This is a genomic window from Paenibacillus sp. EB106-06-01-XG199, from assembly GCF_058791575.1.
In genome coordinates, this window is sequence record NZ_JBYTDQ010000004.1 from 424,384 (window position 1) to 449,967 (window position 25,584).

A 25,584-nucleotide genomic window follows, 5' to 3' on the forward strand; every position below is an offset into this window, starting at 1 on the left:
TCCCAGAAAGCGGATTATGTTTTTCTTTTTTTTATATGTTTTTCGGTCTTCCCCTTGCCGGAAAACCCATCTGTGATATAATCCCCCTGTACCTCGCTGAGTTGCTGGTTAAATATGTAAGCGTAATCATCTTAGAGAAGTGGAGTGAGTGCCTTGCTGAGAAACCGCTCGATCAAACATAATACGATGTTCGTCAAGCTGCTTCTATCCTTCACTGCTATTGCCGTGATCACCGTCATTCTCATTTCCACCATTACTTACTCCATTTCAGCGGACAATAACATTCAGAACGCCATTGCGTACAACGAATCCATATTGACACAGCAGCAGGAGCTCATCCACAAGGAACTGACCGCCATCAAATATGCCGCCACCGGCATGATTACGACCCAATCCTATCTGTATCATACGAACGGCAGCAAGTTAAGCGTCAGCTCCCTCATTGATCTCACCGGCTTCGTGGAAGAACAGAAGAAGGTCAGCCCCTACATCGATTCCATCTATTTATATTACGCCCCCTTGGAGCTTATCCTGACCTCGCGTCCCGAGATCAAGGCATCACCCATCTCCACCTTCGTGGACACCTCTTGGATTGAGGTCTGGAATAAGCCTTCTGACAGCCGCACAATCTGGGTTACCGGCCGGCAAGACGGCTTCTCCCCGGATCACCCTGCCGCCAGCCTGCTTCAAAAAATGCCTTTAATCGGTCAAGTGAACGGTGCCATCGTCATGAATTTGAAGCTTCAACTGCTATTCGACGATTATTTAAGCCATTATCATAATAAAAAAGGCAACACCCTTGTCTTAGGGCCGGACTCCGAGCTGCTCTATTCCGATGCTGCTGCCGGGGAATCCCTGCTTCAACAGCTGGACCCCGACAGGCTGACCGGGGCAAGCGGCTTCTACATTGATGATTCCGACCGGATCGTCTCCTACACAACCTCGGAGCTGACCGGCTGGAGATTCGTGGACATTACCAAACGTTCCGCTCTTCTGCAGGGGATGGACCGGATCAAGGTCATTGTCATCACGGTTGCAGCGGCATACCTGATAGCCGCGTTCACCTTATCCTTTTTCCTGTCCAGAAGATTGTATCGGCCGCTCCAAAGTGTAATTTCCTATATCGGCGGCTCCCAAGCCAGTCAGAAGGACGGAGAATCCCCCCAACTGCCTGCCGGTGACGAAGCCGGCTTCATCCGTCATATCTTTGATCAGCTGGCCCGCAACTGGGAGACGCTGATGACGGAGAAGGGGAAGGTCGATTCCCTTCTTACCGATAACCGGACAGCGATCAAGGAGAAGTATTTGAACGACCTCATCCAGGGCGGCAGTACAGATCAGGCGGCAGAGCTGCTGGGGCTCCGGCTGGACTTCACCCGGTTTGCCGTGCTGACCCTTGAGCTGGAGGAGCCTTATCCGTTGAACGGACCGGATGGTAACCTCCAATTCCACCTGTTCCGCTACGGGCTGATGGAAGAGCTGGGAGGCGATATCAATGGTGAAATCTTCGCCAAGGATGAGAAGCGGACGGTGATTCTCCTGACTGTTCCTCCGGGCGACGACGAATTCCCGCTGGAGCAAGCCAAGAAGCTGAAGCAGCTTCTGCTGAGCCGGTACAGCATGAACGCGACCTTCGCCGTCAGTCCAATTTACAAGGGAGAAGAAAAGGTCCGTTTGGCATACGAGAATACTTTGGAAGCTCTGAATCTGAAAATGTACATCGGCAAAGGCGAAATACTGTCCTATGACATTCTCGCCGACTGGAAATCAGAAGAAGAGGCTTATTATTATCCCTACGAGCTGGAAACAAAACTGCTGCAGGCGCTGCTGCAGACGGATAAAGAGGAATGCTTCAATGCCGTTCGGCAGATCACCCGGACCGTGATTGACAAGAAGCTGGGGAAGGCCAATATCCAGCAGCTGTTCTTCCAGCTGAGCGGGGAAATTATGAAGACACTTGTCCAGACCCGGGGCGATATGTCCGCAGTGTTCGGGGACAGACCGGCTTACGCAGATGTACTGGCGCGTGCCGAGACCCTGTCCGATATGGAAGAGTGCCTGCTGGACATGTGCGGCAGGATCATCACCTACCACAAGGAGAAACGTTCCAAGATGACGGATGTGACCCTGCAGCTGGCAACAGACTATATGGATGCGAACTTTAATAATAATATTTCTGTGGACACGGTAGCCGAATATGTTCAGCGCAGCTCATCCTACTTAAGCCGTATCTTCAAGGAGTCCACAGGGATGACCGTCAACGATTATTTGATCCAGCTTCGCATGAAGCGGGCTATGGAGCTATTGAAGCAGCTCGACCTTTCCATTGAGGAGATCTGCCGGGAAATCGGATATGCGAACGTAAGCTATTTCAATAAGATGTTTAAGAGCCGGACGGGGCTGACTCCCGGACAATACCGGCAGCAGCAGGCGGCCGACAAGCTTCTCGCTCAAGGGAAGGAAAAGGCGGAATAATCCGGCAAAAAGCCGCCGGGAAAATTCCCGGCGGCTTTATTTGCGGATCAGGCTATTTATGCATTGTGTGATTATCGCCACGGACTCCTACTTCAAATCAATCGTCTCATTGAGATTCGATTGCTCCGTATCCTGCTTCGTTAGCCGTTTAAACAGGTAAGTCACTTTCTCAGCCAGGTTGCCGCTCTTCCAATATTCAGCCGCTTCAGCTTGGACCCGGATCAGAATCACGTCGGGGTCATCATAGCTGGTTTGGAGAAAAGCATCGTAGCCTGGATTCCAAAATTCTTTTTTCTTCTCCACATCCTGAACGAGCTTGGCTGTTCCACGGATGGAGACATAGGATTTATCAGCGTATATGACATTAACCCTCGGGTCATGAAGAATTTCCTCGAATTTGCTGGTATCCTTCTTGGTAAGAAACCATAAATCTCCATCGAACTCGACTTCCTGTGTCTTCATGGGACGGGATACCAGTCCTTCGGCCGATATCGTTGTTAACATGGCCGTATCAATGCCTTTGATCAAATCTCTAACCGTCTCGACAGCTTCCTGATGACTGTTGTTCAAATTAGACATGCTTATCGCCTCATTTCTTCCGGGTTATGGATAGGTTATCCAAATGCATATCAATTATTACCCAGAAAGCGCAAAACATTACCTGTTCATTTCAGCTCTGCGGCGTGATGGGTGTGTACATGCTAACCTATAACCGAGCCTGCTTCTTGTATTCTGTCGGGTAGCAGCCTTCGGATTCTATAAATAATTTGACGAAATGCCTGGTGCTGTAATATCCCACTTGCAGGGCGATATCTTTTACCGGAAGGTTGGTCGTACTTAAAAGCTCCTTGGCCCGGTGAATCCGCAGACGAGTCAAATATTTCGTAAATGTGGTCCCTGTCTTCTTGTGGAAGGTAGAGCTCAGATAATTAGGTGTGATTCTTAGCCTCTCCGCCAACTGGGCAATGGAGATATCGCTGGCATAATGTTGTTCAATAGAATAGATCACTTCTGAGATCATATCCGGAGGCTCGCCCTCCAGTTTTTTCTTGTCCGTTAACAGCTTATCCGCATGGCGGGTAAGCAGGGCCGTCAGCTCAACAGTTTCAAGCTCAGCACTATCATTCATTCCATATTGAATAAAACTCCGCATATGCTTTATTTGTTGCTTGGAGTGTTGTTCCGTCCTTAACAGGGTCGTAATTTCTTCCAGCTCCCAACAGTAATCCATATAGAGATGGTGATGATAATCATCGACCAGCTTGGTTAATACAAGTCCCATATGAGCTGCTGCAGGAGGCTGCTTCTGAAGTTCTTCAAGCGAAAATCTGTGGTTAATTCCTATGACGGCACGCAGCGGCAGCAGCCGGCGAATGTCCTGCAGACCTGCCAGCATGCCGCCAATATTTGCATATATGCTGCTATCAACCTGAGTATAGGCAATTCTTTGGTCTGTCAGACGGTTTATTCGGTGATATATGCTGTCAGTAATCGCTTCCATCTTCACGCCGTCTTTAGGATTCCCCTCCTGCCAACACATCGCCACCGCCGTTTCCCCGCTAGTCAGCGTAAATATTGCCACACGGCAAGTTAAAGTGGACCATCCACTGACTGTCTCCTGAATTGCACTGTATAAACGGCGCTTGGCTTGTTCCATTTGTCCCGGGAACGCATGGGTATCTGTCGCAATCAGTAACACTTTATATTTCGTATAACGGGCTTCGGAGATGAATTCTGCCAAGCCGGGGGACTGCCCGTTAGTCAAAGCTGCCAGCAGGTAATGCTCAAATTCGTCGTCAAGCCTTTGGTAGGTCTGATCAAGCTTAGTAAAAAGTGAATCCAGGACCGATCCCAGCTCCTCCATCCCCAGAGGCTTTAATAAATACATAAAGGCTCCCAGGCTAAGCGCCTTGCGGGCATAATCAAACTCGGAGAAACCCGACAAAATGACCCATTGGGTATGGGGTGAAAGCTTGCGGCCGTGTTCAATCGCTTCCAGTCCGTTCATTTTGGGCATTCGGATATCGACAAAAGCTACATCGGGCTGCATTTTTGACAAAGCATTCAGCAGGTCCTCCCCGTTGGTTGCCTCACCGGCAATTGAAATGTCGCGCTCCGATTCCTCCAGCATGCTGATCAATGAGACTCTGGATAGCTTCTCATCATCTGCAACAAGCACTCTCATTTCTCCACATCCTTAAGCGGTATTCGAATGGTCACGGTGGTCCCCATTCCGGGCGAGCTGTGAATATCAAAGGCAGCGGACGGATAAGCAAATTTCAAACGCTCCTGCACATTACGCAGTCCAATGCTATCCTCTAATTCAGCGGCTGGTTCCAGGAACCCCACTCCGCTATCTTCTATTTTTATGATTAGGCAATCTTCGCCCTCCTGCTCCAGACCCGCATTGACAACAAGGCGGCAGGGCATGGCTGAAGGTTCAATCCCGTGAATAATCGCATTCTCGACCAGTGGCTGAAGCAGCAGTTTCGGAATCTTGAATTCTGAAATCCGCGGATCGAACTGCAGGCTGAACTCCAGACGTTCATCAAAGCGCAATTTCTGCAAGCCGCAATATTTGTGCAGAAAAGTAAAGGTTTCCCCTATGGTAGTCCAATTTTCCTGAACAAGCGTATATCGCAGCAGCGAGCTGAGAGAAAGGATGGCCTCCTCCAGTTTTTTCTTCTCGCCGATCCTGTTCAGCGCGAAAAATCCATTTAACGTATTGAACAGAAAATGCGGCTCAATCTGGGCTTGCAACGCCCGGAATCTCATCTCCTTTTCATTCAAGACGGCGACGTATTCTTTTTGGATCAGCTCGTTAATGGTGTCAATCATATGGTTAAAGGAGTATCCCAGACTGGCGATTTCGTCTTTGCCGACGGGCTCCAGCCGGACCTGGAAATCCCCTCTTTCCACCTGCTTCATCGCCTGTTTCATTTGAAGAAAGGGACCCACAATCCAGCGCGAAACATAACGAAGCAGCAGCAATGTGAGCAGCAGGCCGATAAAGGCGAATAGCAGCCCTACAATATACATCCATTCCACCTTTTCCCTCAGCTCTGATTTCGAAAGCAGGGCAACCATTTTCCAATTGGCCTGGCGAATCGGTTTGGAGATGACGACATAAGATTCTCCGGAATCTTTAACCTGAGATACCCCTGCACTGGAGATCTCCTGGAGAATGTGCTCTGACAAAGGGGCCGTGGAATAAAAGACCTCTCCCTTTTCATTAAGAATGGCACTAATGGACCGCACGCCAAAATCCTTGATCACAATCTCGTCCAGCAAGCTTGTCTCCGCATCAGCCATAATGACAGCCAGCGGACGAAGGGATTCAGGATCTTTAATAACGCGGGCTACGGAAAATACACGTTTGGTCAGCGGGGCTGTAAAATAATCCTGATGGTGGGTGCTAATAAAGGTTGCTTTGCCATCCGCCTGTACCGTTTGAAGATACCACGGCTGATCAAAAAACGGATAATCTTCAACAACATCCGACAGACCGTTGGTCTGGCTGTAGACGTCACCATTCTGAGTCAGCAGCAAGGCGGCTGATAAATTGTTGCCGTAGGTCAGCAGAAATGCCGGCAGGAAGGTATTTAAGGATAGCTCCACCGGGTATTTGACGGAATCGGTATTGGAAGAATAATCAGAAGTATTCTTAGTAATCAATGCTTGCATTAATTCCGGGCTAAAATAGGGAAGATAAGTGATTTGCTCTAACTGTTCCAGATAGGTCACAATATGTTCAGTCATGGAGGTAAGCGTGTTCCGCGTCAGCGCTTCGGTCTCCCGTTCCAATAGGTACTGATAATAAGCCGGCATGCAAACCATGATAATCGCCACGGGGATGGCAATGATCAACGCGTAAGAAAGGGTTAATTTGGATCGCAGCGTATGCAGTTTCATGGAAAGCCCCTCCTTTACTACAACAAGAATAAGGAAAGTACAACAAGAAGTCAATTCGAGAAATGAGCGCATAAATCGTAGAATGGTGTCATTTGTTAGCGCTTTTATAAATGCTATTCTTTTGTATGTAAGCGCGTTAATTAATAATTGGGGGATGAAAAAAATGAAGAAGAAATATCTAAGTTCTGTACTGGCCGCCGGTCTCTGTCTCGGACTAGCTGCCTGCAGCAATAACGAAAACAAGAATGTGGAAGGTGCAGCAGAAAACGTCAAGCTGACCATGATGCTGACCGTAGGTGAACAGGGTGTGCGGGATGTCATCCAGGAAATTGTAGCGAACTATCAAACGGAACATCCGGAGACACAAATTGAGGTTCAATTTCCAGGCTCCAACTATGAAAGTATTATGAAAATGAAAATGGCCTCCAACGAATTGCCGGATATTTTCGATACCCATGGCTGGGCCAAGCTCCGTTACGGGGATTACACCATGGATCTTAAAAACGAACCTTGGGCAGCAAAAATGACAGATACGATCAAACCCACGCTTACGGATGAAAGCGGTAAAGTCTACGCGCTGCCGCTCAACGAAGCGAAAGACGGCCTTTTCTATAATGTTAATGTACTTGAGAAATACGGTGTGACGCCGCCGGCTACCCTGGATGAGCTGCTGGCTTCCGCTGAAAAAATCAAAACAGAAAGCAAAGGCGAAGTCATTCCGATGTTCTTCTCCGGGCTTGATCCTTGGACCATCGGCCAGTTCTTTGATATGATGGCAAATCCGCTTCTGATTACTCCGCCGCAGAATGAAGCCCAGGCACTTCTTGACGGCACCTTCGACTGGAATAAATGGACCTATCTGCCTGAGAAATTCAAGGAAATATATGACAAGGGCTATACGAACAACGACTTGCTGACGGCAAAATATGCGGATGAAGCCCGCCTTTTCGCTGAAGACAAGCTGGCATTTGCGTTCCACACTCCTTCGTCCTATGCAGATATCCAAAAGATCAATCCTGATGTGAAAATGGGAATCGCTCCGCTGCCGGCTATTGCTGCAGGCGACGAGCCTACCTTTGCCGGAGGCGAGCGCCTTGCACTGGGGGCATGGAAGGACACCAATTATCCAGAGCAAACGAAAGATTTCCTGAATTATATGGCACAGCCGGACAATGTCAAGAAAGTATCTGATGCCACCCTTTCTCCAGCCGCCCTCAAGGATGTATCCGGCGGTGGCGCTTTCAGTGATTACTATGATCAATATAAAGACACTAAAGTACTGCCTTATTTTGACCGGATCTACCTTCCTAACGGCATGTGGGATGTAATGATTACGAACGCCCAGGAATTGTTGGCCGGAAATATCACCGCTAAGAAATACAGCGAGAATATGAAGTCAGAAGTAGAACGGCTAAAAGCTCAGCAGAAATAGATATAGAGCAGGAACAGAGAGTCCTCACTGAAGAGAGGGCTCTCTATTCCTCATAGAGGAGGGAATTGTGTGAAGAAATCATTACTCGGAATCAATATGATGTACGTGCCGGCATTGATTTTGTTTGCTGCATTTATTTTTTACCCGTTTATGAACGGCATACGGATCTCTTTTACAAACTGGGACGGCTATTCGCAAAATTCCGCCTGGGTTGGCTTAGCCAACTATAAACGCTTATTTACAGATCCGAATATAGGAACGGTTGTCAAAAATACATTAACCTACGGTTTGGGCAGCACAATTCTGCAAAACTTGTTTGGCTTGCTGTACGCGCTTTTGCTGAACCAGAGCATTAAAGGCAGAGGGATCGTTAGAACAATCATCTATTTGCCGGTCATTATCAGCCCTTTGATCATGGGTTACATTTGGTATTTTATCTTCCAGATGAACGGCGGCGCCTTGAACGATCTGGTTAAGCTGTTTGGCGGAGATCCGGTTAATTTCCTGGCCAATCCGCAGCTGAATGTCTGGCTGATTACACTGGTCAACACTTTTCAATTTGTCGGTACGGCCATGATTATTTATTTGGCAGGCCTGCAGTCCATTTCTCCCGATTATTATGAAGCAGCTTCATTGGACGGCGCATCCGCTTGGCAGCGTTTCAAGAATGTCACCTTCCCCCTGCTAGCCCCGTCAATTACTATAAATGTGGTCATTAATATCATTGGCGGACTGAAGCTGTTTGACGTAATCATCGCTCTAACCAACGGAGGTCCCGGCTACGCCTCACAGTCTCTGTCGACGATGATGTACCAAATGTATTTTGCCAGACAGGACGCTGGATACGCGGCATCTATGGGTAACTTAATGTTCTTTATTACTAGCATTATCGGCATAGCTGCATTGATTCTGCTGCGGAGAAAGGAGAATGCATAATAATGGCAACCCCCAAAATAAATAAGTGGCAAATCGCGTTGATGGCGCTGATTGGCGTAGTTCATATTGTTCCGCTGTACCTATTAGTCAGCACCGCATTCAAAAAGGAAAGTGATTTAAGTTCGAAGTGGGTTCTTCCGGGTTATTTCAATCTGGACAATTTCAAGAATGCTTGGCAATATGCCAATCTGGACCGTGCCTTTATTAATAATATAATCATCACGTTTTTTGCAGTTCTCATTATTCTGGTTGTCGGTTCGCTTGCCTCCTACCCGTTGTCCCGTTTTCAGACACGCTTGAATAAATTCGTTTATATTCTGTTCATTTCCGCGCTGATCGTCCCCCCCTTGACCGTGTTAGTGCCGCTATACCAGTTCATCGTGGACTTGAATGGTCTAAATACGTATTGGGGTGTGATCCTGCTCAATGTAACCTTCAATCTTCCGATGACCATTTTCTTGTACACCGGTTTTATCAGCACCATCCCCAAAGAATTGGATGAAGCCGGGATGATTGACGGAACCTCCAGAGTAGGACTATTTTTCAAAATCATTTTGCCGCTGCTGCAGCCCGTAACGGTGACGGCGATTATTTTATCAGGGGTTTCGATCTGGAATGACTATCAATTCTCTCTTTTCTTCCTGCAATCGTCCAGCATGCATACACTGACAGTGGCCTTATCCGCATTTTTCTCCCAGTTTACCAGCAATCTGAGCTGGGTAGCCGCCGGATCTCTGATGTCCATGCTGCCGCTTACGCTGTTGTATCTTTTCCTCCAGCGTTTTTTCATTGCCGGCTTATCCGCCGGGGCTGTAAAAAGCTGAACCTCGTTAATTAACCGTTAAAGGAGTGAGCCCAGATGAGTATACAATTCGATGCCGAATCCCGTACGTTCCATTTAACAGCGGCTGAGACCAGCTATATACTGCGAATTATTGATGGGGGCTATCTGGCCCATCTCTATTGGGGCAAACGTCTGCGCCGATATGATGGCAGCAATGCGCTGCAATATTTGGACCGGGGATTCTCCCCTAACCCCAACCCGGATGACCGCACGTTCTCCCTTGACACACTTCCGCAGGAATATCCGGCTTACGGAGGCACTGATTTCCGCAATCCGGCCTATCAAATTCAGGGCATGGATGGTACAACCGTCTCCGATCTGCGGGTGATCTCCTATCAGATTATACAGGGAAAACCGTCCTTAGACGGTCTTCCCGCTACTTATGTGGAAGACGAAGATGAAGCGCAGACCCTGCAAATCCATCTGCTGGATCCTATCCTTGATCTCTCCGTTACGTTGTCTTATACCGTTTACGAAAGACGAAATGTAATTGCCCGCTCCGTCCGGCTGCTGAATAAAGGAGCAGAACCCTTGCAGGTCCTGCGGGCTTTCAGCGCCAATGTCGATTTCCGCGATGACCATTTTGACATGGTACATCTTCCCGGCGCCTGGGCCAGAGAACGGCATATTGAACGACAACCGCTGCATAAGGGAATCCAGTCTATTGAGAGCCGCCGGGGCGCCAGCAGCCACCAGCATAATCCCTTTCTTGCCTTGGCACGAAAAGGAGCTACAGAAGCATGCGGTGAGATCTTTGCATTCAGTCTGGTGTACAGCGGAAGCTTTACAGCCTCAGCGGAAGTGGATCAGTTCTCGACCACGAGGGTCTCTATGGGGATCAATGATTTTGACTTCAGCTGGAGACTTGAGCCTGGCGGGACATTTCAATGTCCTGAAGCGATCCTTGTCTACTCGGCGAATGGGTTGGGAGAAATGTCCCGGACGTTTCATGGTTTGTTCAGAGAACGTTTATGCCGCGGGGAATACCGCGACCAGGTCCGCCCCATTCTGATTAACAACTGGGAAGGAACCTACTTTGACTTTACTGCAGACAGTATTGAACGGATCGCAGAAGCCGGCAGCTCACTTGGCATGGAGCTGTTTGTCTTGGATGACGGCTGGTTTGGCAAACGCGATGATGATAAGTCTTCCCTCGGAGACTGGTTTGTCAATGAGAACAAGCTGGAGGGCGGATTGAACAGGCTGGCCGGGCGAATCGTGGACAAGGATATGCAATTCGGCTTATGGTTCGAGCCGGAAATGGTCTCACAGGAAAGTGAGCTGTACCGCATGCATCCTGATTGGTGTCTGCATGTTCCCGGCCGCAACCGTTCAGAGGGACGCAACCAGCTGGTTCTTGACTTCTCGCGGACGGAAGTATGCGACGAAATCATCTCCATGGTTTCGGGCATCCTGTCGTCCGCCCCAATTACCTATGTCAAATGGGACATGAATAGACATATGACAGAGATCGGCTCGGCGACCCTTCCGCCGGTAAGACAACGCGAAACCGCTCACCGCTATATCCTTGGCTTGTATAGAGTAATGGAGGAACTGACGGCAACATTCCCGCATGTCCTATTCGAAAGCTGTTCAGGCGGAGGCGGGCGTTTTGATCCAGGCATGCTGTATTATATGCCTCAGACCTGGACAAGCGATAACACAGATGCCGTGTCCCGCTTGAAGATTCAATATGGAACAAGCCTTGTCTATCCCATCATCTCCATGGGTGCCCATGTCTCCGCGGTTCCGAATCATCAAGTCCACCGCAGCACTTCACTGGACATCCGCGGGCATGTCGCCATGAGCGGGAACTTCGGATACGAGCTTGACGTAACCGTGTTAAGCGAAGAAGAAAAAGCTGAGATTCGGAGGCAAATTGAGCTGTATAAAACAAACCGGATGTTAATCCAATTTGGCGGTTTTTACCGGCTGCTCAGCCCGTTTGAAGGGAATGAAACGTCATGGATGTTTGTTTCCGCCGACCAAAGCGAAGCGCTAGTCTTTTATTTCAGAACCGGAGCGGAGGCAAACAGCCGGGTGAGCTCGGTTCGATTGCAAGGTCTGGATGAGAGCAGCGATTACTCCTGCAACAAAGGCGGCGTCTATGGCGCGGATGAACTGATGAACAGCGGGCTTGCTATTCCCGCATTATGGAATGACGATTATGAAAGCATCATGTGGAAATTAACACGAGAAACGAACATCACCCGCTAACAAAACTTACAGGGCAGAGAGGAACATTTTATTATGCAAATCAAAAATGAAGCTATGCTGATCACCTATGCCGATAGCTTGGGACGCAATTTACAAGAATTGAATGAAATATTAGACGAGCATTTGAAAGGAGTGGTCGGCGGGGTCCATTTACTGCCCTTCTATCCTTCGTCCGGCGACCGCGGATTTGCACCCATGGATTATACCCAAGTGGATGAAGCCTTTGGATCATGGTCTGAGGTTGAAGAGATGAGCGGGAAATTCTATATGATGTACGACTTTATGATCAATCACATTTCCAGACAGTCGCCTTATTTCCGGGATTTTCTGGATAAAAAGGAGGATTCGGAATATGCTGATCTGTTCATCCGCTATAAGGACTTCTGGCCCGGCGGCGAACCCACAGATGCGGATGTCGATCTGATCTATAAACGCAAGCCCCGTGCTCCGTACGTTGAAGTCACATTTAAAGACGGCACTACGGAGAAAGTCTGGTGTACCTTTGATGAGCAGCAAATTGATCTGGATGTGACAACAGAAACCACGAAGAAGTTTGTCCGGGACAATCTGACTTTTCTCGCCGGAAAGGGAGCCTCAATTATCCGCTTAGATGCTTTTGCTTATGCTAACAAAAAGATTGGAACGAACTGCTTTTTTGTAGAGCCGGAGATCTGGGAAATGCTCAAGTATTCCGAAGATATTGTAAATCCAACCGGTATCACCGTGCTGCCGGAAATTCACGAGCATTACAGCATTCAGCTGAAGATTGCCGAGCAGGGTTATTATGTCTACGATTTTGCGCTCCCGATGCTTGTGCTGCATGCGCTGTTCAGCGGGAATGTCCATCGTCTGGCCCACTGGCTGCAGATTTGTCCGCGCAAACAATTCACCACCCTGGATACTCATGACGGTATCGGAGTCGTTGATGTGAAGGACTTATTATCGGATGAGGAAGCGGAAATGACCCGTGAACATCTCTACAGCCAAGGCGCCAATGTTAAGAAAATTTACAGTACGGAAGCATACAACAATCTCGATATTTATCAGATTAATTGCACTTATTATTCTGCACTCAGAAACGACGATCAGGCCTATCTGCTGGCGAGGGCTCTTCAGTGTTTTGCACCGGGTATCCCGCAAATCTATTATGTAGGCTTGCTGGCCGGAGAGAATGATATTGAACTGCTGGAGAGCACGAAGGAAGGACGCAATATTAACCGGCACTATTATACCAAAGAGGAAATTGAAGTTGAGACCAAACGCCCCGTTGTTCAAAAGTTGTTCCAGTTGCTGAAATTCAGAAACAGCTGCCCTGCCTTCAGTGGCGATATTGCCATTCAAGAGAAAAGCAGTCATGAGCTGGAAATCACGTGGAAACATCAAGCTAGTGAGGCAAAGCTTGCAGCGAATCTTCTGACCAAGCAATTTACCATTCTGGCTAGAGAACAGGCAGCAGAGTGGACTGAGGTATTTGTGTAGGGTAGAATATAAATAACCAGCGCGCACGGATGCAACCCGTGCGCGCTGGTTCATTTTTTGTATCCGATAAAATAAAATCAGCTATCATACATCATGGAGCAGATGATAGAACGTTGAAGATCTAATTCTCTTTTTACAATCTTATAAACTTCTTCCAGCGATGAGGCAAACACTAAATCTTCTTGAGCGAAATAAGCTAGTGTTACTGCTATACTCTCTTCATACGTTATAAAATAAGGACTATCCTTACTTTGCAGGGTCTCTCGTGCCATTTCAATTAAGTCTATGTAATCAGCATATAGGCGCTCTCGGATGGATACTGCATCTGCACTTAAGGGACTCCAAGAATAAGCTCCTCCTTCAACAACTGCAGTTGAACCTTCAAGAAAAGTTAATCCCGAATATTTGTTAATAAGTTCTGCATAACGTTTTTCAATCCCCAAATATGTCTGTACAAGGATGCTCACAGTGCTCAAACAAACTTGCCTCCTATCTTAATAATTAATATGAAGACAAGATTATATTTCTTTTTTCAAAAATGATCTCAAGAGCTTCATTTTAGCTGACTCAAGTATATATGTATTTAAAGTTTCTGTACATATATATGAATATTTTAATATTTGAAAAATAAGCTTTTTTTCAAGCAAGGGGGTTTATGTCGGACAGTCCACGGACTTCTGCATGCCTATGACCATATAAGCTCAAAACCCGTATTCACCGTCCATACCGGATCACGTGAATTCGGCTCCCTGCTGAAGACCGGCGGCATGCTGCTTATTCAATCCGGCGGTAAACTGCATGGGATTAAGCTACCCGTCTCACTGAAATAGCCGGAGAACAAGATGGTTCAGGCAGCATGTGCCGCGGACACGTCGATTGAACGGCCATTCCTAAACAATAATATCGTGAGCATATTGAGGCGGCCGCTTTGGCCGCTTTTTTGTGAACAATGCTGAACAAAAAAAGCAACTCATCCGCAGACAAGTCGCTTTTTAACGTTCTATTGTTTTAAGGATACTGCTTTGTCCCGGAACGGTTTAAGTTTTGTCAACGGTCAGCATCTTACATGCTTACGTTTAAATCCAACCCGGCCTTTGCCGACTGCCTGTTGAATATTTTCATAAGCGTAAATAAATTTGCTTTTGGCCTTATCCTTATTGACTTCTACCGGGCCTACGGCCCTTGCGGTCTCACACACCTGATCATGAAGCGGCAGATAGGATACCGCCACGGTGTATAAAAAGTTGTTCATCGCGTATTTGGTGCGTTCCGGCGATTCATGAATCGTTTTTTTCACAAGCTCAAGCATACCGGCAATTTTGCTTTCGGAAAATTCATCGTCCGGCCGGTTGCCGAGCAGCCAGCAGTAACAGTTCCAGCCCCCTGACATTCTCAGCTCCTCACCGCTCGCGATCCATTTATCGGCAACCTCTTGCGCAATATCCGCTTCTGCCAAAGTTACTGCAACTACAAAATCAGACAACATATAAAAATAAGCCGCATCCATCCACCGGTCATAATCGGCTTCTGTCATTGCATTGGGGTCGGCAATAATGCCGGCAAAATACATGGCGTCGTAATTCCCTGTCGCGTATAGCTGCTCAGCCAGCGGCTGATTTATTTTGGTTTTCTTAAAGATAGGCTTCATAGCTCCGGTGGCCACGCCAAAAAGCGGTTCCTGCGCGCCATTCGAGCTGTATATTTTCTTGGTTCGTTCCTTGCCGAGCGCCTCAAGCTCCTGCATGACCATCTCTGCATTCATTGTTTAACACTTCCTTTTTTACTGGATACAGAAAGTGTACTTCACAGATTCCTCTATCGCAAGCTTGTCCCTAGTAGAATGGGTTGGACAATTTTTCATTTCCCTTAATAAAGTCGGGGCAGCTTGTCTAAAGTAACTGCATAGGGATGGTCATAAGCACGCCGAAGCTCCTCTTTCGTTGTCCATTCCTCGGAAGCGCCGAAATCATTGGACCATGTCATATACCAAACCCACGGAATACGTGTCTCAGACAGCATAGGGAGGCTCGGGACCACACCGATCTCCCCCAGTGCTGTGAGCTTATTGGCCGGTGTAATTGCCGTCAGCTCCATGTATTCTTTATCTAAGTCAGTATGGGTATGCTTTGGAGGATACACATCCAGTGAGATCACATCGCAGACGTCGTCGCCGACATAGCCTTCCGGATTAGGGGAATTCCAGACCCATATTAAGTTGTTCAAGCCATGATAAACCGTATACCGCTCATACATCATACGATACAGCTGTTTGGCAACTTCCGGCCCTTTGGCTCCCCACCAGAACCAGTCACCTTCAGATTCGTGGAATGGACGCCACAAAATCGGGATAGATTTCTCGCAAAAAGGTTTAAGCAATTCTGCCATATGATCCATGTCGGCAATTAGCCTCTTGTGCTCTTCCGTTCCTCCTATAATTGCCCGGGAGGCATCAAAAGTGGTGTGCTCACTATAGAATCCTTTGTCCCGGCTGCCGAACGGTGAGAACCAGTGCCAGGTAAATGTAATTAGCCCCCGCATGTATAGCGCCCAGTCCCATGCATTGTCTAACGTATTTTTATTTTCCTCTACCTCTATTAAACAAGCTTCACTGGCATCGCCGTAGTTGATGTTAGGGGAATACGCGAGAAGCTCGAAGCCGCATAAGGCAGGGAGTTTGCCGGTCACCTCTTCGATATATCGCAGTTCCTTCTGTACGGTGGTTTGTGTATGCTGCCCGGTAATCATCCCCTTGCCGGACAGTTCGCTTAAATAACGAAGAACGGCCTTTACCTCATTACTCGCTTTATCATTGCAGGGTGCCGGATTAATACGTTTGTTCATTGATTGATACTCCTATCTGTGAAAACGTCCCGATTTATTAAAATGAATTAGTTAGTGGACCACAGCTTAATCCGGTCTTGGATATGCTTGGTATAGGCTTCTTCCATTTCTTTAACTCCAGCCTTATCCAGGTCTGCCATATAGGCGTCCCAAATCTTATCGAATTCCCCCGGCTTGGACATAACCGCTTCCGGAATGCGTTTCCAAGTAATATCCTTCATTTTAGCTCCTAGTATAACAGCAGGATCATCGTTAGCCAGCGGCATGGTGTAAGCTGCACCGTAAGCTCTTGGCTGGAATTCCTCTTCCTTTGGGAAAAGATCTTTCCAATGCTCCGCCTTGTAAGCCTTTAGAGTTTCCTTTTCAGGTTCGCTATAAGTTGTGGTCAACATTTCCGGATAATTACGTGTGAAATAGTTACCGGTTGAATCCTTAACTCCATCCCCGTAATGAACCATCATGTTCCAGTAAAGTCCAACACCGGATTCTTTTTGGAAACTCGCATTGTCTGTGTCCATCCGTTTCTGTACAGCCGGAATAACCACCCGTTTGCCAGCTTCAACCGTGTAATGCTTTCCTTCAATACCCCAGTTATTCAGGATTTGTCCCTCTTCTGATGCCAGAAAGTCTAGGAACTGAATCGCACGTACCGGGTCCTTACACTTGCTGGAAATCGAGATTCCGTAACCTCCGTCAAAACCGGCAGACCAGAAACTGGTATCCTTGTACTCATTACTCATCGTAACCGGATAATGACCGTAAGTCTGATCGAATTTCCCTGCAGACTTTAGCGCATTCTGTGCGTCACCATAATCCCATTCCGGATCAGCCAAGCCGAGAACACGGCCCGAAGCCACTTTAGCCTTAAACTGGTCGGTCTTTTGCACGAAGCTTTCCGGATCAAGCAGCCCGATGTCGTTCATGTGGTTCAACCAGCGAAAATATTCTTTCTCTTCCGGACGGCGGAAATGATAAGTTGCCTGATGCGTTTCTTGATCAATGTAATATTCGCCGTCATCCGGTCCTCCGGTTGTCTGGAATCCCGAGTTGGTGACCTGGTACATATGCCAGTCGTCCCCATTCAGCGAAAGCCCGATATTTTTGTTGCCGTTTTCGTCCTTCGGATGCTTGGTGATATAATCCTGGATAACTTTTTCGAAATCCTTTACCGTACGTATTTCAGGATATCCAGCCTCCTTGACGACACGGTGTTGGAGTTCAAAGCCCCCGTCGGCTTTAATTTTCTTCTCATCAACGGAGGACCAGGTTGGAATAGCATAAATCGCTTGATCGTCCAAATTGTACTTTGTGCGGACAATCTTGTCTCCCAGCATTTTTTTGATGTTAGGAGCATGCTCCTCAATCAAATCTGTAAGATCGAGAATAGCACCAGCGTCGACAAGTTTGCCGACATCCGCCTTTGCCGCTATCAAATCAGGATAGTTGCCTGTCGCGGCAATCAGTGAAATCTTTTGTACCGGGTCACCGACGGCAAACTCGGCATCCAGGGTTACACCGGTTTTTTCAGTAATAATCTTACCGACTTCATCCTTCATGTTATTCCAGTTCGTGCTGGAGTCCTCCGAAAAATAAGTGAGCGTAATCGGCTTCGAATTTGTCCCGGACGTAGACCCTCCTTCTGCATTGTTTCCCTCTCCGGCAGCCGAATTGTTATTTCCACTACAACCTCCAAGTGTCGACGCTAAAGTCAGCGCCAGTATGGAAGACATGACCATCCGTTTTTTTCCCATCTTCATGAAGCTCCCCCCAAAATAATGAATTAGTTAATAATTTGGATCGTTTTAACTCTTTACTGCGCCGAGCGTCATCCCTTTGACAAAGTATTTTTGCAAAAAAGGATAAACGATAAGAATCGGCACCGTAACAATAATAGTGATTGCCATTTTAACGGATTCCGGCGAAATTTGTGACATGCGCTCAGCCATATTAGCGGCATCTTGAGAATTGTTTGCACTTGTTGTAGTACTTTGCAAAATTTTCATTAACTCATATTGCAGAGTTGTCAAAGCTTCGTTAGACCCGTTAAAAAGATAAGTATCGAACCACGAATTCCATTGCCCCACCGCCAAGAACAGAGCCACAGTAGCTAATGCGGGTTTGCAAAGAGGAAGAATAACGCGCCAGTATATAGTGAAATCATTGGCGCCGTCCAGCTTAGCTGATTCTTGCAGCGCATAAGGCAGACCGTCTATAAAGGAACGGATAACGAAGACATTAAATGCACTTACAAGACCTGGCAGAATGTAGACAGCAAACGTATCAATCAAGTGCAGATCCCTCATCAGGATAAAACCCGGAATCAAGCCCCCGGTGACATACATAGTGACAGCAAGAAAAATCGAAATAAATCTTCTCGCCTGAAAATCACTCCTCGCAAGCGTGTAAGCCAGCATAGAACCGCTGATCAAGCCTGCTATGGTACCAATGACGGTCCGCAGTAAGGAAATTTTGAACCCGGTAATCAGGCTTCCATAAGTGAAAATCAGGCTATAGTTATCCAACGTGAATTGCCTTGGCCAGATGGTGATTCCTCCTCTAACGGTATCTACTGAATCGTTAAAGGATATGGCCAGTACGTTTAAGAATGGATAGATCGTCAGAATGGTTACGACAATCATTGAAAGATAAACGATTACTTCAAGAATCCGATCTTGTGGCGCTTTCGCCTGAAGGCTCTGTTTTACCCGGCCGACCGGCGCATTGCTATTAACAACCCCCATGTCACCCTTCCTCCTTACATAATACTTTCATTTGTAAAGCGCTTAAAAATTCCGTTAGCCGCAAACAATAGGATTAGGCTTATCAACGAATTGAAGATATTGATAGCCGTTCCGAAGGAGTATCGTCCCATAGCCAGACCATAATTAAGCGCATACAAATCAAGCACTTCAGAGTAATCAATGACCAGGTGATTCCCTAGCAGAAATTGTTTCTCAAAGCCTGTGCCTAGCAGATGACCAATGGACATAATCAAAAGGACGATCATTGTCGGCCGGATACCCGGCAACGTAATATGCCATATTTGTCTCAATCGGCTCGCGCCGTCCACCCGTGCAGCTTCATACAATTCAGGCCCAATACCGGATATAGCAGCCAAGTAAATAATGGCGTTCCAGCCTGTTTCCTTCCAAATATCCGCACCGGTTACAATCCCCCAAAATAAGTGACCTTTTGCCATAAACTGAATCGGCTGGTCAATGAGGTTCAGGCCAAGGAGGATATCATTCACTACTCCGCCGTCCGTCGAGAGCATTTTTGCGACGATCCCTGCAGCAACCACCCAGGAAACAAAGTGTGGAAGATAAGATACGGTCTGGACAAACCGTTTCAAAGCCTGAACACGGACCTCATTTAGGAGCAGAGCAAAGACGACCGGTACGATGAAACCGGCGATCAATCCCATAAAACTCATAGCCAGCGTGTTACGCAGCACTTGGTAGAAGTGGTCATCCCTGAACAAGGTGCGGAAATGCTCCAAGCCCACCCATTTCTGTTCAAAAAAACTTAATCCAGGTTTATATTTCTGGAAGGCCATGGTCCAGCCCCATAAGGGTAAATACTGGAACACAAAGACCCAAAGAACGAAGGGTATAGACATGTAGTACAGATACTTCTGATTTTTAAACTCCTTCCAGGCACTCTTTTTTCTCTTTTTGTATGCGTTTTCCGCATTTACTGTTATCGTTTTCATAGTTCCTCCCCTCTCTTGAATCCATAATAAATCAGAAGGGAGGCATGGCCCATACTAAGAATTTCGGGGAAAATCATCCACTAATTATGGATTTTTATAATCCGACGGAGAACGGCCCTCGTATTTTTTGAATTTGCTGTGAAAGTAATTAACATTCGTGTAACCGACATGTTCGGCCACTTCGTATACCTTCATTCCTTGGCCCAGCAGCTCTTTTGCTTTTTGGATGCGGACCTTGTCCAGATAAGTGTTAAAGTACTCCCCGGTTACGTTCCTGAACAGCTGTCCTAAATAAGGGGTGCTATAGTTTAGCAGTCCGGCAAGCGATGACAGCCTTATGTCTTCTCCATAATGTCTCTGAATGAAGTCGAGCATTTTCTTAATTTCCTGATCCTTGCCTTTAGGCTCGAAGTCCTCTGCAAACTCTGACAAGAAACAGTGGATCTCTTCCAAGAGATCCTGCAGATGATCATGCTGGTATATCCCGTTTAAAAATCGTGAGACTGTCTCTGTTTCCTTTAGTTCGATCCGGGAGGCAGCGGCCAGTTTATGAATGATCGCGTTGGAAAGAAAAAAGAAGGATTGTTTAACAGACTTCTCATCTTGTCCCTGCTTGAGAAAAAATGCTGCAGCCTCGTTTAACAGCTGCAGTACCATTGTCTTGTTTCCTGCATCCAGGCAATAATACAAGCGGAATATTAAATCCTCTATCCTCTCTTCATAGTTGTCATCGGGCAGCCGAGACAATACCGGCGAAGACAAATAAGAAATATCCGGCTCCAGAAGACTATCCTTAGTGCTGAAAAAAGCTTGTTTTACCGCTTCCTGGGCTTTTAAATAAGAGCTGCTAATATGTTCCGGTTCGGTAACAGCCCCCCCGGTTGCAGCAGCGAATCGGGTATCGCCTGCGATGCTCCGAATCTCACCGTACAGATTATCGCGCCGTTGTCTTCCGTGCAGCGGCACGTTGAGCAGTAGAATGACATAGGGGGAGATAACGGTCACAATCCCCCTACTCCGTCCCTCTATCCCTTGTTTCAGTCCAACCGAAAGCCGGTTTAATTCTTCAGAACGCTCCGCATCGGAAACCCGCGGATAGATGACCGCTACTTCGTAACTGCCCCACAACAAATCCGCTTGTTTTGTCTTACTTCTCAGCTTTGCCGGATCTCCCGTCTTCTCCTGAGGAACGAGTAGACTCTGCAGATACAAATCCCGGTTCACAACCTCTGTCTGACGCCCTTCGTTCGAAAGGGATTCCTTTTCGATCTGCTCGCGAACCAGTTTCAAGCTAGCCGACATTTCGCTGATGTTTACTGGTTTAAGGAGATAACCAGCGACCCCATACTTGATCGCTTGTTTGGCGTACTCGAAATCGGCATATCCGCTGAGAATAATAACATGCAAATGTTTACCGGCCGTTCTCAAGTGCTGAATCAATTGTAAGCCGTCCATAACGGGCATACGGATATCTGCAAGTACGACCTCAGGGCTTTCTTCCTCGATGATTTTCAATGCTTCTTTACCATTGCCTGCTGTAGCTATAACTGTAAAACCGAGACTCTCCCACGGAATTAGCGTTCGAAGTCCTTGCCGAAGCTTCGGTTCATCGTCCACGATCACTACCTTAATCATTGGATGCACCTCCAGGAATGAAAAACGTGATGTAAGTACCTTTCCCGGGCTCGCTTTCGATACACAAGGCACTGGATGCCCCGTACAGCATGACGAGCCGATCGTTTACATTTCTAATACCGATCCGCTTGCTCTCCTGTTCATGTACGGATACGGCAAGTTCCGCCCGAATACTAGCGAGACGTTCTGCCGGGAAGCCTGCGCCGTTGTCCCATACCTTAACTCGAACTCCCTTCGGGATTCTCTTCACTTCAACTTTAATGACAGCTCCTTCTTCGCGGTTATCAAGACCATGAACGATGGAATTTTCCACTAAAGGCTGAATAATCAACGGAGGGATGGGCATCTCCTCCAAATCAGGATCAACCGTCAAGTTATATTTCAACCGGTCTTCATAGCGGAACTTTTGCATACCCAGATAACAGCGCACACGCTCAAGTTCTTCCCGAAGCGGAATGTTGCCGTTACCAGCCTCCAGACTGCTGCGCAATAGCGTGCTCAGAAGCCACACGGCCTCTGCAATATCATCCTGCTTGCGAATGTGAGCCTCCATTCGTATGGATTCTAAAGAGTTGAAGAGAAAATGCGGATTAATCTGGCTTGCCAGCATTTTGAACTTAATTTCGTTTTGTCTTTGCTCTACAAGATTTTTCTGATGATTCGTTTCTTGGACTTCTTGGACCAGATCATGCACGCTTCTAACGAGCGCATTAAATTGCTTGGACAACAAGCCAACTTCATCTTTACCGTCAATATGGAGATACGTTTCCCAAGATCCCAGTCCCACTTTGGACATATGTTTGCTTAGGCGAAGCAGCCTTCCGGATAATAGCGAAGCCGAAGCATAGATTAGTAATACTGCAAACACCAGGCTGACCGTTATCACAACTACGCCGAGCCGGATCACTTGATTGGCATCACGGGTAATCTCGGAAACGGAAAAAACAGAAATGATCCGAAGTCCATTCCAGCTATTCTCCGGATTGAGATTTGCGATAACCACTTTGGAAGCTTTGCCGCCCACAACCGTGTTATAACTTCCTTCCTGACGCGAAAGAATCTTTTCTTCCCCATCAATTTCTGACAGGTTCTTCCCGAAAAACTCCGCTTCGTTGGATCCGACGACCCGATTCCGGTTATCCACGATAAGCGTAGTGAACGACTCCTGGTCCAGAATCGAACTTAATTGCTGTTTATCTACATTAATGACCAGAACACCTTTTTGCTCTATTGAATCCACAGGGAATGAACGTATGAGACTAAGCTGCTCGGTATCGTTACGTTCATCCTTGATTAGGTTCCAACCGGCAAGTCCTTTCTGGTCTATGGCCTCCTTGTACCAAGCTTCAGCTGTAATGGTAGTGTCCGGCTGGATAAATTCCCAGTTGTTGAGTGCTTCCGGATTAACGACATATACGCGAATGCCCGATATCTCCTTGTACAATTGGATGTAGTCGCGAATATCCGTATATTCCCGGTATGCCTGAATAACCTCTGTGTAACTTTCATATTTTTTGGCGGCCACCCTCTTCATCCGGTTATCAATGGTTAACCGGTAGGAAATGTCCAGCGGTACCTTAATCAGCTCTTCCGTACGTTTTCTGACGCGCTCCACATTGTCAGATACCTGCGAAGAGGCGTCATTAATGACAATCTCCCGAAGCTTCCCGGTCAAAAACAAGCTGGATAACACTAACGGAAGAACAGCTGCTGAAATGAATGTAAGCGCCAGTTTCTTCTTCATTTTCATGTCATTCATCATTCGGATAAAATTCATAGAATCATCCTCCCGGGCCAATACGGCCACTGCACGCAAAATGCCCCTTTTCACACAAAAAGGGGCAGAGATTTATTTGATGTATTGTTACTCTTTCGGATAGTGAAAGCGCCTTTACATCAAGCTTTGTCAGGACTTACAGCTCGGACACGGAACCATCCGCTTTCATGATCCTTTTGTTCATAGGGAAGGGACAGTCCCAACTGCATTAACCTATCTCCCCCAAGGATAGACTGTTCTCCGCTGTATCCCGGCTGAATCTCGTATGCAAGTTCAGGATGAAGTCCGGCTAGACGCAAAAATCTCTGGGGCGCGTTTGGCACGGCCATCACTTGAAAATAGTAGACCAGCGCCTCCTCTTTATTCTCGGAAACAAACATCCAAGCAGACTCATTTCCTTCGAAAGGGCTCTTCAAACGGTACAAATCACCCCTCTGTACTAATCCGCGAATCTCCTTGTAGGTTACGATTTGGCGTTTGACCGTCTCTTTGTCCTCTTCAGAGAATTTCGTAAGATCAAGCTCATAACCAAAGTTTCCAGACATCGCGACATCGCCCCGGAAATCAAGGGGTGTCACCCTGCCAACTTGATGGTTCGGCACGGCCGACACATGTGCTCCGATTGCGCTTACGGGGTAAACCAGGCTGGTGCCGTATTGAATCTTCAGCCGTTCCACGGCGTCAGTATTATCACTGGTCCAGGTTTGCGGCATGTAATAAAGCATGCCTGGATCAAACCGGCCGCCTCCGCTGGAGCAACTCTCGAAAAGAATATGCGGGAATGCGGTAGTAATGCGCTCTAACAGCTCGTACAATCCCAGAACATAACGATGGGCAGTCTCGGATTGACGTTCCGGCGGCAGATCAGCCGAACCTATTTCTGTTAAGCAGCGGTTCATATCCCACTTCACATAAGAGACCGGCACACTGGAAAAAATAGCGGACAGCGAGTCATAGATATAATCGCGCACTTCTTTGCGGGTATAATCCAGCACTAGCTGCCATCTTGCTTCACTGCGTCTCCGCCCCGGAACATGAAGGCACCAGTCTGGATGCTCCCGGTACAGCACACTGTCCGGCGAGATCATCTCAGGCTCAACCCAGAGCCCGAATTTTAGGCCAAGCTTATTGATGCGTTCCGCAACCTCCTGAAGACCACCTGGGAGCTTCCGGCGATCCTCGTACCAATCACCAAGCGACGAATTGTCAGAATCCCTTTTCCCGAACCAGCCGTCATCCAAAACAAACAGCTCGATCCCCAGCTTGGCTCCCTCTTCCGCTATCGATACCAGCTTATCGCTATTAAAGTCAAAGTAGGTAGCTTCCCAGTTGTTGACTAGAACAGGACGTTCTTCGTCGCGATATTCCCCCCGGCAAAGCCTGGTCCGATACAAACGGTGATACGTGCGGGACATGTCTCCCAGTCCTTGCCCAGAGTAAACCATAACTGTTTCCGGGGTCTGGAAGCACTCCCCTGGACTGAGCAACCACGCAAAATCAAAGGAATTTATCCCGATGCTAAACCGCGTAGAGCCAAACGAGTCCACTTCCGCATCTGCTTCAAAGCCACCGCTATAGACAAGGCTAAAACCGAAAGCCTCACCGTGATGCTCCGTCGTTTCCGGAGTGACCAACGCGGCAAAGGGGTTGAATTGATGGCCGCTCATGCCTCTTTTACTGTCGATGCGGGTCTCCCCTTGATGAAGCGCTTTGCGGGTAATATTACCTTCCCGGGCCCAGGCACCTGAAAGATACGTTATCTCAAAATCGCGTTTGCCCGGAAAATCGACACTGGCACTCAGGGCACGCCGAAGCCGCAACTTTGTGTCCCCCTCATTACTCAGCCGGGCCGAGCGAATGATGACGTCACGATCTGCGAAGATGCTATAACTAAGCACAACTTTAAGCCCTGAATAAGTATCAGTTAAGTCCAGTTCCAGCGTATCTGCTTCCGTTTCTTCCTCGGTATAAACGGCCGGTAGCCCGGCTAGGGCAGGCTTTCCCTTAGTCATCCGGTAACCTTCATATTTCAGCTCAGTGATGCGTGTTCCATCCTCAAGTTCAACCTGGTACGCCGGATTCCGGAAGTCCCCGCTCCCATATTGCGGGTATTCTTGCGGCAACCGGTCTATTCCAGCCTTCTTCGGGGTAGCAATTAGCAGATCGGACATGGGTTCCCGGTGTTTCAGTCTGCTCCCCCAATATACATGTACAGGGTGACCATCTACTATCTGTAAAATGTAGCTCATGCCGGACGACTGCAGATGAAATAGCCCTGCTTGCTCTTGTACGATTATGCCCATAACAAAATATCCCTTCCTTCC

At 47.6% G+C, this 25,584-nt stretch carries 18 protein-coding genes; 6 read left to right on the forward strand and 12 right to left on the reverse strand.

Annotation, left to right across the window (positions count from 1 at the left end):
* Nucleotides 1–153: 153 nt before the first annotated feature.
* A complete protein-coding gene (locus tag AC3WT9_RS16990) occupies nt 154–2,475 on the forward strand; it encodes a helix-turn-helix domain-containing protein (RefSeq protein ID WP_341090917.1) in 2,322 nt (773 codons plus the stop codon).
* Between the two features lie 87 nt (nt 2,476–2,562).
* On the opposite strand, the gene AC3WT9_RS16995 is transcribed toward AC3WT9_RS16990, so the two are convergent.
* From AC3WT9_RS16995 to AC3WT9_RS17005, 3 genes are all read right to left on the reverse strand, one after another.
* A complete protein-coding gene (locus AC3WT9_RS16995) occupies nt 2,563–3,054 on the reverse strand; it encodes a pyridoxamine 5'-phosphate oxidase family protein (RefSeq protein WP_076110475.1) in 492 nt (163 codons plus the stop codon).
* Between the two features lie 127 nt (nt 3,055–3,181).
* Nucleotides 3,182–4,660, reverse strand: a complete 1,479-nt coding sequence (locus AC3WT9_RS17000; protein ID WP_341090915.1) for a response regulator — start codon at nt 4,658–4,660, stop codon at nt 3,182–3,184.
* On the reverse strand, nt 4,657–6,387 hold the full coding sequence (locus tag AC3WT9_RS17005) for a cache domain-containing sensor histidine kinase (protein ID WP_341090913.1): 1,731 nt from the start codon (nt 6,385–6,387) through the stop codon (nt 4,657–4,659). Before AC3WT9_RS17005 ends, AC3WT9_RS17000 begins: the two co-directional genes overlap by 4 nt.
* A 163-nt stretch (nt 6,388–6,550) precedes the next feature.
* On the opposite strand from AC3WT9_RS17005, the gene AC3WT9_RS17010 reads away from it, so the two are divergent.
* The 5 genes from AC3WT9_RS17010 (at nt 6,551) to gtfA (ending at nt 13,295) form a co-directional block, all read left to right on the forward strand.
* Entirely contained in the window at nt 6,551–7,819 is a 1,269-nt protein-coding gene (locus tag AC3WT9_RS17010; RefSeq protein WP_341090912.1) for an ABC transporter substrate-binding protein, read from the forward strand.
* 96 nt (nt 7,820–7,915) lie between these two features.
* On the forward strand, nt 7,916–8,755 hold the full coding sequence (locus tag AC3WT9_RS17015; RefSeq protein WP_342440318.1) for a carbohydrate ABC transporter permease: 840 nt from the start codon (nt 7,916–7,918) through the stop codon (nt 8,753–8,755).
* 2 nt (nt 8,756–8,757) lie between these two features.
* Nucleotides 8,758–9,579 carry a carbohydrate ABC transporter permease gene (locus AC3WT9_RS17020; protein ID WP_341090910.1) on the forward strand — a complete coding sequence of 274 codons (822 nt, stop codon included), beginning with the start codon at nt 8,758–8,760 and terminating at the stop codon, nt 9,577–9,579.
* 35 nt (nt 9,580–9,614) lie between these two features.
* The gene (locus tag AC3WT9_RS17025) at nt 9,615–11,816 is read left to right on the forward strand and encodes an alpha-galactosidase (protein WP_341090909.1); all 2,202 of its coding nucleotides are present in this window, start codon (nt 9,615–9,617) and stop codon (nt 11,814–11,816) included.
* A 33-nt stretch (nt 11,817–11,849) separates the two neighbouring features.
* Nucleotides 11,850–13,295 carry a sucrose phosphorylase gene (gene gtfA, locus AC3WT9_RS17030; RefSeq protein ID WP_492407767.1) on the forward strand — a complete coding sequence of 482 codons (1,446 nt, stop codon included), beginning with the start codon at nt 11,850–11,852 and terminating at the stop codon, nt 13,293–13,295.
* A 77-nt stretch (nt 13,296–13,372) separates the two neighbouring features.
* Here the strand turns inward: gtfA and AC3WT9_RS17035 are convergent, their stop codons facing one another.
* From AC3WT9_RS17035 to AC3WT9_RS17075, 9 genes are all read right to left on the reverse strand, one after another.
* Nucleotides 13,373–13,771: a hypothetical protein gene (locus AC3WT9_RS17035; RefSeq protein ID WP_341090906.1), complete on the reverse strand. Its 399-nt coding sequence runs from the start codon at nt 13,769–13,771 to the stop codon at nt 13,373–13,375.
* Between the two features lie 578 nt (nt 13,772–14,349).
* Nucleotides 14,350–15,057 carry a DNA alkylation repair protein gene (locus AC3WT9_RS17040; protein WP_341090900.1) on the reverse strand — a complete coding sequence of 236 codons (708 nt, stop codon included), beginning with the start codon at nt 15,055–15,057 and terminating at the stop codon, nt 14,350–14,352.
* Nucleotides 15,058–15,161: 104 nt separating this feature from the next.
* A complete protein-coding gene (locus AC3WT9_RS17045; protein ID WP_341377708.1) occupies nt 15,162–16,136 on the reverse strand; it encodes a glycosyl hydrolase in 975 nt (324 codons plus the stop codon).
* A 47-nt stretch (nt 16,137–16,183) separates the two neighbouring features.
* Nucleotides 16,184–17,893 (reverse strand): ABC transporter substrate-binding protein, encoded by a 1,710-nt coding sequence (locus AC3WT9_RS17050; protein WP_341377707.1) that lies wholly within the window; start codon nt 17,891–17,893, stop codon nt 16,184–16,186.
* 45 nt (nt 17,894–17,938) lie between these two features.
* Nucleotides 17,939–18,877, reverse strand: a complete 939-nt coding sequence (locus AC3WT9_RS17055) for a carbohydrate ABC transporter permease (RefSeq protein ID WP_341090897.1) — start codon at nt 18,875–18,877, stop codon at nt 17,939–17,941.
* A 14-nt stretch (nt 18,878–18,891) separates the two neighbouring features.
* On the reverse strand, nt 18,892–19,848 hold the full coding sequence (locus AC3WT9_RS17060) for an ABC transporter permease (RefSeq protein ID WP_341090896.1): 957 nt from the start codon (nt 19,846–19,848) through the stop codon (nt 18,892–18,894).
* An 84-nt stretch (nt 19,849–19,932) separates the two neighbouring features.
* The gene (locus AC3WT9_RS17065; RefSeq protein ID WP_341377706.1) at nt 19,933–21,483 is read right to left on the reverse strand and encodes a response regulator transcription factor; all 1,551 of its coding nucleotides are present in this window, start codon (nt 21,481–21,483) and stop codon (nt 19,933–19,935) included.
* Complete coding sequence (locus AC3WT9_RS17070; RefSeq protein ID WP_341377705.1) at nt 21,476–23,260, reverse strand: cache domain-containing sensor histidine kinase; 1,785 nt, start codon at nt 23,258–23,260, stop codon at nt 21,476–21,478. The genes AC3WT9_RS17065 and AC3WT9_RS17070 overlap by 8 nt, the downstream gene beginning before the upstream one ends.
* Nucleotides 23,261–23,379: 119 nt before the next feature.
* Complete coding sequence (locus AC3WT9_RS17075; protein ID WP_341377704.1) at nt 23,380–25,563, reverse strand: alpha-galactosidase; 2,184 nt, start codon at nt 25,561–25,563, stop codon at nt 23,380–23,382.
* Nucleotides 25,564–25,584 lie beyond the last annotated feature (21 nt).

Excerpts from the sequence above, each read along its gene's own strand:
- AC3WT9_RS17060 (WP_341090896.1), bottom strand. The coding sequence starts at position 19,848 with ATGAAAACGATAACAGTAAATGCGGAAAACGCATACAAAAAGAGAAAA.
- AC3WT9_RS17000 (WP_341090915.1), bottom strand. The coding sequence starts at position 4,660 with ATGAGAGTGCTTGTTGCAGATGATGAGAAGCTATCCAGAGTCTCATTG.
- AC3WT9_RS17010 (WP_341090912.1), top strand. The coding sequence starts at position 6,551 with ATGAAGAAGAAATATCTAAGTTCTGTACTGGCCGCCGGTCTCTGTCTC.
- AC3WT9_RS17055 (WP_341090897.1), bottom strand. The coding sequence starts at position 18,877 with ATGGGGGTTGTTAATAGCAATGCGCCGGTCGGCCGGGTAAAACAGAGC.
- AC3WT9_RS17070 (WP_341377705.1), bottom strand. The coding sequence starts at position 23,260 with ATGAATTTTATCCGAATGATGAATGACATGAAAATGAAGAAGAAACTG.
- AC3WT9_RS17020 (WP_341090910.1), top strand. The coding sequence starts at position 8,758 with ATGGCAACCCCCAAAATAAATAAGTGGCAAATCGCGTTGATGGCGCTG.
- AC3WT9_RS17075 (WP_341377704.1), bottom strand. The coding sequence starts at position 25,563 with ATGGGCATAATCGTACAAGAGCAAGCAGGGCTATTTCATCTGCAGTCG.
- AC3WT9_RS17045 (WP_341377708.1), bottom strand. The coding sequence starts at position 16,136 with ATGAACAAACGTATTAATCCGGCACCCTGCAATGATAAAGCGAGTAAT.
- AC3WT9_RS17065 (WP_341377706.1), bottom strand. The coding sequence starts at position 21,483 with ATGATTAAGGTAGTGATCGTGGACGATGAACCGAAGCTTCGGCAAGGA.
- AC3WT9_RS16995 (WP_076110475.1), bottom strand. The coding sequence starts at position 3,054 with ATGTCTAATTTGAACAACAGTCATCAGGAAGCTGTCGAGACGGTTAGA.
- AC3WT9_RS17040 (WP_341090900.1), bottom strand. The coding sequence starts at position 15,057 with ATGAATGCAGAGATGGTCATGCAGGAGCTTGAGGCGCTCGGCAAGGAA.
- gtfA (WP_492407767.1), top strand. The coding sequence starts at position 11,850 with ATGCAAATCAAAAATGAAGCTATGCTGATCACCTATGCCGATAGCTTG.
- AC3WT9_RS17005 (WP_341090913.1), bottom strand. The coding sequence starts at position 6,387 with ATGAAACTGCATACGCTGCGATCCAAATTAACCCTTTCTTACGCGTTG.
- AC3WT9_RS17050 (WP_341377707.1), bottom strand. The coding sequence starts at position 17,893 with ATGAAGATGGGAAAAAAACGGATGGTCATGTCTTCCATACTGGCGCTG.
- AC3WT9_RS17015 (WP_342440318.1), top strand. The coding sequence starts at position 7,916 with ATGATGTACGTGCCGGCATTGATTTTGTTTGCTGCATTTATTTTTTAC.
- AC3WT9_RS17025 (WP_341090909.1), top strand. The coding sequence starts at position 9,615 with ATGAGTATACAATTCGATGCCGAATCCCGTACGTTCCATTTAACAGCG.